The sequence below is a fragment of the Oligoflexia bacterium genome, assembly GCA_034439615.1.
Classification (GTDB): Bacteria; Bdellovibrionota; Bdellovibrionia; order JABDDW01; family JABDDW01; genus JAWXAT01.
In genome coordinates this window covers 77,449-89,906 of sequence record JAWXAT010000035.1, presented here as the reverse complement: position 1 = coordinate 89,906, position 12,458 = coordinate 77,449, and the positions used below count along the sequence as shown (strand labels likewise).

Sequence of the window (12,458 nt, the reverse complement as noted above, 5' to 3'; positions counted from 1 at the left end):
TCAATGTCGTCTTCCCGTGATCTACGTGACCAATCGTTCCGATATTGCAGTGGGGCTTCTTACGCTCAAATTTCTCTTTAGCCATTTTCGTTTCTCTCCCGTTGATTCACAAATAATTTTTCAAAAACCTAATTTACAAATTTTATTACGCTTATTATGCGCACTACTTTCATGGAGCCCAAGCCGGGGATTGAACCCGGGACCTCTTCCTTACCAAGGAAGTGCTCTACCACTGAGCTACTTGGGCGCTCAGCATTCAAGTTTAACTCAAGCCACCGCACGTCCTTGAAAAATGGAGCGGGAAATGGGGCTCGAACCCACGACCCTCAGCTTGGAAGGCTGATGCTCTAGCCAACTGAGCTACTCCCGCATCACGGCATTTTTTATCATCCATTCGATTCCTTCGAACGGTTTTTCCACAACTTTGGTGGTGAGGGAAGGATTCGAACCTTCGAAGGCAGAGCCGTCAGATTTACAGTCTGATCCCTTTGGCCACTCGGGAACCTCACCAATATCCTCACGCTAACATCACGCCAAAAAAACGTGGAGCTGGCGATGGGATTCGAACCCGCGACCTGCTGATTACAAATCAGCTGCTCTACCAGCTGAGCTACGCCAGCCCAGGATCTACTTTTCAAAAAAATATTTGCACTGAAAATGGAAAACTAAATAATGAGTAAGTCTTCCTAATTTTTCAGAACAGACACTAATCCCTTCGAATCGTAAACACTGAATTGCGGTTGTATTTTAAATACTTGTCGCAGTCAAAGTTTTTTTCTTGAATTTTTTGGATTTATAGATAAGTTCCGCTGTCTTAAAAACTCATAACCCGCGATGGCACCAGCAACTGCGGCATTAAAAGAATTAGAACCTTCACTTTGTGGAATAGCCAAAGTGGCATCGCAGGCCGATAACGTGGGTTTTCTCAACCCCATCTCTTCTGAGCCGATCACAAGGATAGATTTAGGCGCAAACTCCACTTCATGAATGGCTTGCGTCGCACTTTCATCTAAGCCGTAAACCCAAAATCCTGCATCTTGTAAGGCTTTCAACTCAGCATGAAGGTTGGCCACCTCTGTAATTGGTACATGTTCAAATGCACCGGAGGCTACTTTTTGAGCTGAAGGAGCTAAACCTGCAGATCGGTCTTTTGTCAAAATGACACCAAGGACTCCTAAATTCCAAGCAGATCGCATGATACTGCCAACATTATGTGGGTCTTCAATATGATCTAAAGCTAAGATTAAACCTTCTTTAAATCCGTTGAGCTCACGACCTGTTGGCCATGGTGGACCACCATCTACAAATGCAATAACACCTTGATGCGTCGCAACTTGACGATCTAAACCCGCCTGACTCACACGCTTCACTTTTATATGCTTTTTTTGGGCTTCTAAATAAAAGACATTGAGATCATCGCGCAAATCTCCCTCACGCAACCACAGCTCTGTGATGGCCTTAGGACGTACGCGAAATACCTCAGTGACAGAATGAATACCAGGTACAATACGCTTCATCGGTCAGCTGCTTTTTGAACGGTGTGATTTTGAATTGATTCAAAAATTCTTTTTGCAGCTTCAATTGGATCTTTATCGTCGATAATGGGGCGGCCTATGACAAGGGCTGAAGCACCTCGCTTTAAAGCTTGGATAGGTGTAGCCATACGATTTTGATCATTACTTGCTGAACCCTCAGGGCGAATTCCTGGAACGACAAGAAAAGTATCTTGATTTTGTTTTTTGAGAACTTCAATCTCTTCAGCGGAACAAACAAGAGAATGCAAACCTTGTTGGTGAACAGATTTTGCCAAATCTATTACACTTTGGCTGATTGATTGATCTTTCCAGATTGGCGGAAGTGTTTCTTTTGAAAAACTGGTCAATACAGTTACCGCTAAAATTCTAAAATCTTTTTTTGTTTTACGAATTTCTATTTCTAAGGCTGCTAATTCTTGAAGACAATGTGGACCATTAAGCGCATGCACCGTTACCCAATGAGCACCTAACTCAGCAGCGACTTTTACATTTGCTACAGTTGTAGATGGAATGTCGAAAAATTTATGATCTATAAAAAGAATGGCTTGAGACGACAATTCTTTTAAAAAACTACGTTCACACCTCAATGTTAAACGAGGGCCAAATTTAAATCCCCCCACATAAGGCGCTAATTTTTCTGTAAGTTTGCGTGCTTTTTCTACGTCATCTAAATCAAGCGCAACGATGATGGGATTATTCATGTTTAAGACCTGTACTCAGCTTCTTTTTGGGTTATCCATTTTTTAATATGAGGTGCTGCATCTGAAGCTGTGATTTTATTTACCGACTTTGATTTTCTGTCGACAATCTCCACTTGGTTATTCTCCGCAAGTGATTTTTTCCCCACATTTACTCGCAGTGGAATGCCCAAAAGATCGGCATCTTTAAATTTTATTCCAGGACGCTCATCACGATCATCTAATAAAACCTCAACACCATCACTGCTAAGTTCTTTGTATAAATTCTGGGCTACCGAATTTGTTTCAGTATCAGTCACATCTAATAGGCAAATAAGAACTTGAAATGGAGCTAATGGAAGGGGCCAAATCATACCGTCTTTATCATGACTTTGCTCTATTGCAGCTTGCACAGTTCTTCCGATACCGATTCCGTAACAACCCATTTCACAATACTGAGCTTTTCCTTTTTCATCGAGAAACGTCGCTTTCATGCTCTTACTGTATTTATCACCCAGATAAAAAACATGCCCCACTTCAATACCACGATGACTTTTTAATTTTCCATCAGCACAATCAGGGCAGGGATCCCCTTCTTTTGCTTTTCTTAAATCGGCCCAACGAGCAGATTTAAAATCTATGTCGACATTTATGTTTTTGAGATGAAAACCATCTTCGTTGGCACCTACAACCCAATCACTTAATGATTTTAAGCCATCTTCACAAACAACAGCGATTTTAAGACCAACCGGACCACAACTACCGGGATGTGCACCTGTAATTTGGAATACCTCTTGATCATTTGCGAGCTCAGGGTTCATCGGAAGATTATAAAGATTTTTAAGTTTGATTTCGTTGAGCTCATCATCACCACGCAAAACTACGCAGAGAAATTTATCTTTTGTGATGCGATAAAAAAGTGTTTTCACCAAATTATTTGCACTGACATTTAGAGATTTTGCTAAATCATCAATGGTTTTTAAACCTGGAGTCGCAAATTTTTCAGGTTTTGCACCACTTGGTTTTGATTGCTGGCGTTTTTCAATAACGGGTGTGACCTCAATGTTTGAGGCGTATTCACATTTGTCACACGCCATGATTTGATCTTCACCACTTGATGCTAAAACTTGAAATTCATGGGTTTGACTTCCACCAATTGCGCCGGCGTCAGCTTTGACAGTACGAAATTCAAGCCCACAACGTTTGTAAATTCGTTTATAAGCATTAAACATAGTCTCATAACTTTTCAAGGCTGCTTCACGACTTACATCAAAGCTATAGGCATCTTTCATAATAAATTCTTTGCCGCGCATGAGACCAAATCTTGCTCTGATTTCATCTCGGTACTTTGCTTGAATTTGATAAAGATTGACCGGTAAATCACGATAACTTTTCACTTCACGACGAACAATATCGGTCACAACCTCTTCGTGGGTTGCACCTAAACACATGTCATGCTCATTTCGGTCTTTGAATTTTAAAAGCCCTTTACCCATGACTTCCCAGCGATTGGTTTCATCCCATAGTTCTCGAGGCTGTACCATTGGCATTAAAATCTCAATGGCACCTGCACGGTTCATCTCATCACGCACTATGTTTTCAAATTTTCTTATGGATCGAAGACCTAATGGCAAATAACTGTAGATTCCGGGAGCTACCTTCTTAATGAACCCTCCCCGGATTAAAAGGCGATGACTTTCAATCTCGGCATCGCTTGGGGATTCTTTCACCGTGTGTAAAAAATAATTTGTGAGTTTCATGACTGCTCTTAAACCTCGATGCCGTATGATTTCATCTTGCGGTGAAGATGGGATCTTTCTACACCGATTACTTCAGCCGTTCTGCTGACATTTCCTTGATTTTCTTCGAGACGCTTTAGAATAAATTCTTTTTCAAATTCGGCTCTAGCTTCTCGCAACGTGCGGGCATAATTAGACTCTATAGCCATTGGATTTACTTCAAAGGTTTTATCAGTTTCGCTAAATCCGATGCCGACTTGCTGAATATCAGACACATCAATAAGATCAGTAGGTGTAAGAATAAAAACACGCTCTACAAAATTTCTAAGTTCACGCACGTTTCCCGGCCAATCAAATGATAAAAGCTTAACAAATGCTTCTTCGGTGAAGGCTTTTTTGCGCGTACCGCTTTCTCGAGCAAAATCATCCAAAAAGTTTTTAGCAAGAATAGGGATATCGCTTGATCGATCACGAAGTGCTGGGACTTTAAACGGAATAACATTGAGTCGATAAAAAAGATCTTCTCTAAATCTTCCGGATTTAATTTCTTGTTCTAGATTTTTATTCGTAGCTGCAATTACTCTCACATCTGCGATGATCGTGTCTGTTCCACCCACTCTTTCAAAACGTTGTTCTTGAAGAATGCGCAAAATTTTTGCTTGGGTTTTAAGACTCATGTCTCCTATTTCATCAAGAAAAAGGGTTCCGCCATGAGCCATGTCAAATTTGCCTTTTTTCTGCTGAGTGGCACCCGTGAAGGCCCCACGTTCGTGGCCAAAAAGTTCACTTTCGATAAGCTCTTCAGGAATTGCAGCACAATTCACTTCGACAAAAGCACGAGCGGCTCTAACACTTTGATAATGAATGTTTTGGGCTACAAGTTCTTTACCCGTACCATTTTCACCAGTGATAAGCACCCAACTATTTGTTGGAGCCACACGAGCAATCATTGAGCGAAGCGCATTCATGGGCACGCTCTCACCAACGAGTGTGATATCTTTTTTGACCTTATTTAATAGCTGTGTGTTTTCAGCTTTGAGGCGTGACATACTTAAAAGATTATTTAAAACAATGACGACCTTCTCTAAACTGATGGGCTTTTCTATAAAATCAAAAGCCCCAAGCTTTGTGGCCTTAACTGCGGTTTCAATGGTTCCATGACCTGACATGATAATAAATTGCAAGCCAGGATATTTTTTCTTAGCTTCTTTTAAAACTTCAAGCCCATCAATGCCAGGCATCCAAATATCAAGTAAAACAGCATCGGGTAGTTCTTGCGACATGAGTTGAAGCGCTTGAGCCCCATCGCTTGCGACATAAACATCAAAACCTTCATCTTCTAAAATAGCTGAGAGTGATTGGCGAATACTTGATTCATCGTCGACAACGAGAATTTTAGCTGGCTGCTTCATGTGTTTATCGAGCCCTCGTGGTTCGTGTTTTTCCCCTGGACGTTTTGTGTTGTGTTTGTCCGCGTGATTGCAGGCAACTCGATCACAAATTTAGAACCAGAAGGAGTGTTCTTAAATACCCGAATAAACCCGCTATGATCATCAACTATACGTTTAACAATGGCTAAACCTAAGCCTGTTCCACTAGTTTTCGTGCTGAAATAGGGTTCAAAAATGCGATCCCTCATTTCATTTGGAATCCCAGGGCCGTTGTCAGCAATAATACAGCGGGCAATACGTAAAACACTATCATACTGTGTCGAAATTGCAACACTTCCAGTTTGGGATTGATTTGAAGACACGGCAGCCACCGCATTCTCGAAAATATTGATTAAAACCCGCTTCATTTGATCATGATCTATATCAAAGGCGGGCAATTTAGGATCAAGGCTCACGCTAAATTGAATGTTTTTATGACCCTCGCGATACAAGACCAAAGCTGCTTCAACCACTTGATTAAAATCATGAGGAGCAAGATGAGCCTGAGGCAATCGAGCAAAGGAGCTAAACTCGTTTACTAATTCTTTAAGCTCATCGACTTGTTGAATAATAGTCTGTGTACAAGTCGTAAACGCAGGATCATCTACTTGGTCACCAAACTTTTTTTGCAAACGTTCTGCAGAAAGTTTAATCGGCGTCAGTGGGTTTTTAATTTCGTGGGCAATACGACGTGCGACTTCCTTCCAGGCGGCTGCTCTTTGAGCGTTAATGAGTTTTGTCAAATCGTCAAAAGCTAATACAAAACCAAGAGAACCACCTTTTTCATCTTTAAGTGGAGATAGTGTACATTGTAGAATTAGATTTTCGCCTCTTAAATTCACATGAATTTCTTTTTGAATTGAATGGGCTTTGTGTTTAGAGATTTTTCCAAGCAAGTCGTGAATAATCTGTTTATGTTCAGCCGTCATCACTTCTTCATAATGACGGCCGATAAATTTTGAAGGATTAATTTCCAAAAGTTGTGTCGCGCATTGATTAACTGTTGTGATGAGACCTTGGGGATCAACAGAAATAACACCTGCGGAAATATTAGAAAGTACTACTTCAATGTATCTACTATGGGCACGCAATGTTTTTTCTGAATTACTTAAATCAGTAGTCATTTTATTAAAACTCTCGACTAACTGAAATATCTCATAAGAGCCCGCTCGAACATCAACCGTTTGATAATGACCATGAGCAATTTGCTCAGTAGCCTTACCTAATAATTCAAGCGGAGTTGAGAGCTGTCTTGCTAAATGAAATCCGAACCATGATGCACCAAAAAAGATAAGCAATGTCACCAACACCAAAATAATCATGTAAATGGATTTGATCGGATACTTCAGCGGATTTACATCGCGATAATCTTCGTAGGCAGTTGCTATGTCATCCATTTTTGTAACAAGACTTAACGGAACGTAACTACTCACAACCACAGCACCCATGCTGCTTGCATCTTTGCCTTTAAAAGGAACAATGCATCGAATGAGATTTCCGTTTGAAAATTGGTGAATCGTACTAGCTTCGACACCTTGGGTAATACCTTTTTGGAGAAACTCTAAGGTGGCAGGTGGAATTTGTCTGAGTTGATCATCCTTGCCTAGAAAAACATAACGCTTAGAAAAAATACTTGGATAATATTCTACAGAATCAAGGCTGTATTCTTGTCTCAACTTCGCCATTGTTTTCATTCGCTCAGAGGGTTTCACTTCGCGCATGCGCTGAGCGACTCGGTTAGCAAAATGGTAATTCTTCTTTTTTGTATTTTGATAATAGGCGTTTGTGACTTCTAAAGAATCTTGAAGAACACTACCAATCTTAAGACTAAACCATTTATCAAAACTTGAGTTGATGTAGAAAACGGAAACTAAAAACAAAAGGGCTGTTGGCACAAAAGCAAATGACACAAATGCAATAACTAGTTTTGATTTCAGACGGCTTCCTAAAATTCCGCCTCTACGCTCACTGAAAATTTTAGCGACGTTTCTAAAAATTAAAAAAGCTAGGAATAAAAGGAGAGCTACGTTGAAGTTAACTAAACCAAAAAAGAAAATGCTATTCACGAATGGTAGTTTTTGGCTCAAATTGGCTAGATGAATTTCTAGATAAGTTAACGCCGAAAAGAAAACAGCGAGACTGAAAATGACAAGTCGCTCGCGCTGGCGTTTTTTAGCTTCGTCGGAAGAAATGCTTTCGGTGTTTAAACGAGGAGCTGTTTTTTTGGTGCGTAACCAAGGGAGCTTCCATTTCCCCTTGAGCTCCCACATCGATTAACCTACGACTTCGCGATAGATCCCTGTACCAACAGCAAATGCAGGACCGCCGCGCTTAATCAAAGCGAGACAGATGTCACGGGCTTCGTCTTTTTTGAAAAAACCCTCAGGACGATCTACGCCTGCAGTTAACATCGCTGCATCAAGAATCATTTGAGCATCGAATTGGGTGACTCTTTCAGTCAGACGTCTCATGAAATCTTGTTGCGTTACACGAACGCGGGCTTTTGCTTCTTCTGCTTCTGTCAAAACAACTTTTTCGACAACCACTACGGTTTCTTCGATTTGTTTTTTCGCTTTCGAAACAGGTTTCTTTTTACTTGTTGATTTAACTGACACGCTAGAACCTCCATGAAAATGTAACGCTTAAAGGTTATATGTTATACCAGTTAAGCGCTGTTTGCGTCAAGTGATCTACCTTACTTTTGAAGTCCTTTCAAAAGCATGCACATTGTTATTACAACTTGTGCAGCATCAAACCCTTTATTCCCATGAACACCTCCGGCTCGAGCTAACGCTTGTTCGTCGTTCTCGGTGGTAAGTACGCCAAATCCGACAGGTTTTTTATATTCAAGGGAGAGTTGAGAGCATCCTCGTTCTACGGCTTCACATACATAGTCATAATGGGTGGTATCCCCCCTAATAACAGCTCCCACAGCCACAACTCCGTCAACTCGCTTTTTATCAAACAGAGCTTGAACAGCTAAGGGTATTTCAAATGCACCAGGCACACGCACGGCTATAATATCTTTATCTGTGAGGCCTGCATTTTTAAGTGCTTTGAGTGCACCTTTTTCTAATTTCAACGTCACATCATCATTAAAAAGGGCAGTGACCACTCCGATTTTTAGTTTTGTAGATTTCTTAATTGATCGTGATTTATTTTTTTTCATTGATTCACTTCTGTATCAAAAAGGTGTCCTAGCTTTTCTTGTTTTGTTCGCAAGTAAGTTTCATTTTTAATATTTGGACTTACTTTAAGTGGGACTCGTTCAACAATTGAAATTCCATAACCATTAAGGCCTGCGCGTTTAGCCGGATTGTTTGTCATTAATCTTAATTTTGTTGCACCTATAGAGCGAAGAATTTGAGCTCCGATACCGTAGTCTCGCTCGTCTGGCCTGAAACCCAAATGAACATTGGCATCTACGGTGTCCATTCCACCATCTTGAAGTGCGTAGGCTTTGATTTTATTTACCAGGCCAATACCTCGCCCCTCTTGACGAAGATAAAGTAAAACACCATTGCCTTCATTTTCAATAAGTCTCAATGCGGCTTTAAGTTGTTCACCACAATCACAACGAAGGCTTCCGAAAATATCGCCCGTCATGCACTCACTATGCACACGCACGAGTACTGGTTCGTCAAAATTAATTTTACCTTTTTGAAGAACAACGTGTTCAGTTTGATCAAGTTTATTTTTGAAAACTCGTATTTCAAAACCTTCACCTATCTCGATTGGCAAATGACTTTTTGCAACTTCTTCAACAAGAGTTTCGTATTGAACACGATATTGAATAAGATCAGAAATGGTACCCATTTTTAGCCCATGGGTTTTACAGAACTTTTCAAGATCGCTGACGCGCGCCATGGTTCCATCTTCATTCATGATTTCACAAATTACACCTGACGGATCACGCCCGGCAAGTCTTGCCAAATCAACACTTCCCTCTGAATGCCCTGCACGTTTTAAAACCCCACCATCTTGTGCCTTTAAAGGAAAAATATGTCCTGGTGTTACGATATCAAGCGGTGTCACGTCAGGTCTAATAGCCGTTTGTATAGTATGAGCACGATCGGCAGCTGAAATGCCTGTTGTCACTCCGTGTGCCGCCTCAATACTTACCGTGAAAGCTGTGCGGTGGGGAGAAAGATTTGCACCTTCAGCAACCATCATAGGGAGTTTTAATTTTTCAACTTGTTGTGACGTAAGACTTAAACAAATAAGACCTCGAGCTTCACGTGCCATAAAATTTATAATCGCTGGAGTTGCGGCATCTCCGGCTATGACGATATCACCTTCGTTTTCACGATCTTCATCGTCAACAAGAACAACAGGACGGCCTAATTTAATTTCTTCTATAAGTTCATGGATGGTGTTCATTGATTACCCCGTAGTACTTCACCTGCTCTGCAATGATTTTTACCATTTGATCACATTCAATATTTATAAACTCACCTTCAGATATATCTTTTAAATTTGTTCGCTCAAGTGTTTCTGGAATGAGAAGAAATTCAGCGTTTAAGTTTTTGCGATCTAATTCATTAACCGTGAGACTTACACCATTGAGTGCGATGCTCCCCTTGGGAACCACCCAGCGTATGAGATTTTCATTGATATGGATTTTTAACCAAAGACAATCGCCTCTGATTTCTTTTCCCATAACAAGGCCTGCGCCATCTACGTGACCTGATACCAAATGCCCGCCTAAACGATCACCAAGAGCTAGGCTTCGCTCTAGATTAACTTTTTGATCTTTACGAATTGCTTGTATGTTTGTTTTAGCCAATGATTCAAGGCCAACGAAAAAAACAATTTTGTTTTCATTAAACTCAGTGAGGGTGAGACAAATTCCGTTAAGCGCTATGCTTTCGCCTAATTCAAGTTCAGTCCAATTCTTTGGACGCTCTATCTCAATGCGTAGACCGCCCTGGGCATCTTCACGGTTGAGAAATATAGCCACTTCTTTGATTAAACCGGTGAACATACACGCATACCTTCAATGACAATATCTTTTCCAACTAAACGGGTTGTCATATTTTCTAGCTCGATACTTTCGTTGAGAAGCTTCACATCAAGACCTTCAAATACATTAAGACTTGTAGAACCTAAAATCCTGGGTGCGACAAAACAAAGTACACGATCAAAAAGTTTTTCACGTGCTACAGCACCTAATACACGCGCTCCGCCTTCAATCATCAGCTCTTGTACACCACGCCTAGCGAGATCAGCAAAAATAATTTTTAGATTAAGTAACCCTGGAGTTTGTTGCTGATCATTGAGCATAGGGACTACAAGGGCACCTGTTTTTTCTAGTAGATCTTTTCGTTCTGCAGAATAATTTTCGTCACAATAAATAATTACACTACCTGGTGTAGAAAATAATTTAGCTTGAGGAGGTGTCATCAAGCGAGAATCTAAAATAATTTTTGTTAAAGAATGTGTCGAACCATCACGAACGTTTAGCTGTGGATCGTCAGCGAGCACTGTACCCACACCAACTAGAATTGCATCATGTTGCGAGCGTTCTTGCCGTGCGAGTTTGCGTGCGGGCTCTTGAGTGATCCATTGTGATTCACCAGTTGAGGTTGCAATTTTACCATCCAGACTTGTGGCTGCTTTTAAAGTTATAAAAGGTCTGCCATTTTTAATAACAGATTTAAATCCGCGAATTAGTTTTTCGCACTCGGCTTGTAAAACTCCAGATGTGATTTCAATACCTTTTTGCTTTAGAAGTTCTAAACTTTTTCCTTGCATCAAGGTGTTTGGATCAAGCGCACCAATAACGACATGTTTAATTTTAGATTCCAAAATAAGATCAGTACACGGTGGCGTTCGCCCAGTATGGTTACAAGGTTCAAGTGTGATTAATAATGTGCACTGGCTTAGATCGTGAGATTTTGTTTTGGCTTCATTGATGGCGAAAACTTCGGCATGTGGTTGACCAGCTTGAGGATGAAAACCGCGCCCGATTATTTCACCTTGAGCTGTGACGACAACAGCACCCACCATAGGGTTGGGTGCTGTTTTTCCACGTGCTTTGGTGGCTAAATTAAGGGCTTCTTGCATCATGAATTTGATATCAAACATAGGGCATTGTTTTAGTTTTAAAGCCCAAGAATGTCAAATATTTAACGCCACGCGTGACGCATCAGAAATTAAACAGCTAAGTGTTGGATTAGTCGATTGTTGCTGTGTAACCGCCACCGATAATAGGCATTACGGAACCCTCAGCTACGTTGAAAAAATAATGGGCGCCGATTTGAAAGCCACCAATGTGAAGGCTCGCTCCTGCACCGGGGATATCATATTTAAAATCGTATGATCCACCTGCTGCGAGTGCGACTGTACGCGAAAGTCCGAATGCAAATTCTTTATTTAAGACTGTTCCGCGCAAGTAACCTGTTTTTTTCTCAAGATCTGATTTGGCAACAGATGGATTTTGAATATTTGTGCTGACTCCAAAATGACCGACAAGGCGAGGATGTAGTCGGTAAGAAAAAACACCACCTGGTTGTACCGCTGTCACGTTTGTATTCTTAGTTTCGATTAATCCGTTTGCTGTGTTGAGATACTGAGTGCGAATAGATTGACTCATGTAACCTGCATATACAGCGAGACCAAAATCTTCATTACTCCAAAGCGAAACTTTGGATTGAACGTTAAAAACTGAATTAAAATTTAAGAATAAATTTGTTGTGATGTCTATGATGTCAAAAAGACCAATGCCCATAGTGGTACCTAAAATTACTGTCCCACCTGGAATTACAAATGCACTTGGCAAAGTGTGTGTTGTTGCAAGTGATGTTTGTACTGGTTTATCAGATCGTTTTCGAAATTGTTCTTGTGCGTTGGAGTGAGTTGTTACGAATATTCCAATGATGAGTAAAATGATGGATCCAATTTGTTTCACAATAAGCTCCAGCGCTGATTAAAAATTCTCTTTAAATAGGATTGCTGATTTTTTCAAGATTTACCAGTTGCAAAAGCATTTCCAGTTGGGAATGGATGGGTTACTCACTTTAAGACAAAAGTCTTGTCACTAACTCGATTATTCGAAACCTAAACTGCATATACCGC

General features: G+C 40.7%; 12 protein-coding genes and 4 tRNA genes. All 16 read right to left on the bottom strand.

Annotated elements, in window-relative coordinates; all coding sequences use genetic code 11:
* Window positions 1–85: GTP-binding protein (locus tag SGI74_08935; GenBank protein ID MDZ4677618.1), on the bottom strand; the 85-nt coding region annotated here is incomplete at its 3' end.
* Window positions 86–172: 87 nt separating this feature from the next.
* A tRNA-Thr gene (locus tag SGI74_08930) sits at window positions 173–247 on the bottom strand.
* A gap of 46 nt (window positions 248–293) precedes the next feature.
* A tRNA-Gly gene (locus SGI74_08925) sits at window positions 294–370 on the bottom strand.
* Window positions 371–425: 55 nt separating this feature from the next.
* Window positions 426–510, bottom strand: a tRNA-Tyr gene (locus SGI74_08920).
* A 34-nt stretch (window positions 511–544) separates the two neighbouring features.
* Window positions 545–620 (bottom strand) — tRNA-Thr (locus SGI74_08915).
* Between the two features lie 144 nt (window positions 621–764).
* Window positions 765–1,517, bottom strand: coding sequence for an RNA methyltransferase (locus SGI74_08910; protein ID MDZ4677617.1), 753 nt, complete (start codon window positions 1,515–1,517; stop codon window positions 765–767).
* A complete protein-coding gene (gene pyrF / locus SGI74_08905; protein ID MDZ4677616.1) occupies window positions 1,514–2,236 on the bottom strand; it encodes an orotidine-5'-phosphate decarboxylase in 723 nt (240 codons plus the stop codon). Before pyrF ends, SGI74_08910 begins: the two co-directional genes overlap by 4 nt.
* A gap of 2 nt (window positions 2,237–2,238) precedes the next feature.
* Window positions 2,239–3,972, bottom strand: coding sequence for a proline--tRNA ligase (locus SGI74_08900; protein MDZ4677615.1), 1,734 nt, complete (start codon window positions 3,970–3,972; stop codon window positions 2,239–2,241).
* Window positions 3,973–3,980: 8 nt separating this feature from the next.
* Window positions 3,981–5,363: a sigma-54 dependent transcriptional regulator gene (locus SGI74_08895; protein ID MDZ4677614.1), complete on the bottom strand. Its 1,383-nt coding sequence runs from the start codon at window positions 5,361–5,363 to the stop codon at window positions 3,981–3,983.
* A complete protein-coding gene (locus SGI74_08890; protein ID MDZ4677613.1) occupies window positions 5,360–7,651 on the bottom strand; it encodes an ATP-binding protein in 2,292 nt (763 codons plus the stop codon). Before SGI74_08890 ends, SGI74_08895 begins: the two co-directional genes overlap by 4 nt.
* Window positions 7,652–7,654: 3 nt before the next feature.
* Window positions 7,655–7,996, bottom strand: coding sequence for a hypothetical protein (locus tag SGI74_08885; protein MDZ4677612.1), 342 nt, complete (start codon window positions 7,994–7,996; stop codon window positions 7,655–7,657).
* 80 nt (window positions 7,997–8,076) lie between these two features.
* Window positions 8,077–8,550 (bottom strand): 6,7-dimethyl-8-ribityllumazine synthase, encoded by a 474-nt coding sequence (gene ribH / locus SGI74_08880; protein MDZ4677611.1) that lies wholly within the window; start codon window positions 8,548–8,550, stop codon window positions 8,077–8,079.
* Window positions 8,547–9,761 carry a bifunctional 3,4-dihydroxy-2-butanone-4-phosphate synthase/GTP cyclohydrolase II gene (locus SGI74_08875; protein ID MDZ4677610.1) on the bottom strand — a complete coding sequence of 405 codons (1,215 nt, stop codon included), beginning with the start codon at window positions 9,759–9,761 and terminating at the stop codon, window positions 8,547–8,549. The genes ribH and SGI74_08875 overlap by 4 nt, the downstream gene beginning before the upstream one ends.
* Window positions 9,745–10,365 carry a riboflavin synthase gene (locus tag SGI74_08870; GenBank protein ID MDZ4677609.1) on the bottom strand — a complete coding sequence of 207 codons (621 nt, stop codon included), beginning with the start codon at window positions 10,363–10,365 and terminating at the stop codon, window positions 9,745–9,747. Before SGI74_08870 ends, SGI74_08875 begins: the two co-directional genes overlap by 17 nt.
* On the bottom strand, window positions 10,350–11,468 hold the full coding sequence (gene ribD / locus SGI74_08865) for a bifunctional diaminohydroxyphosphoribosylaminopyrimidine deaminase/5-amino-6-(5-phosphoribosylamino)uracil reductase RibD (protein ID MDZ4677608.1): 1,119 nt from the start codon (window positions 11,466–11,468) through the stop codon (window positions 10,350–10,352). The genes SGI74_08870 and ribD overlap by 16 nt, the downstream gene beginning before the upstream one ends.
* Before the next feature lie 88 nt (window positions 11,469–11,556).
* A complete protein-coding gene (locus SGI74_08860) occupies window positions 11,557–12,291 on the bottom strand; it encodes a hypothetical protein (GenBank protein MDZ4677607.1) in 735 nt (244 codons plus the stop codon).
* Window positions 12,292–12,458: the final 167 nt, after the last annotated feature.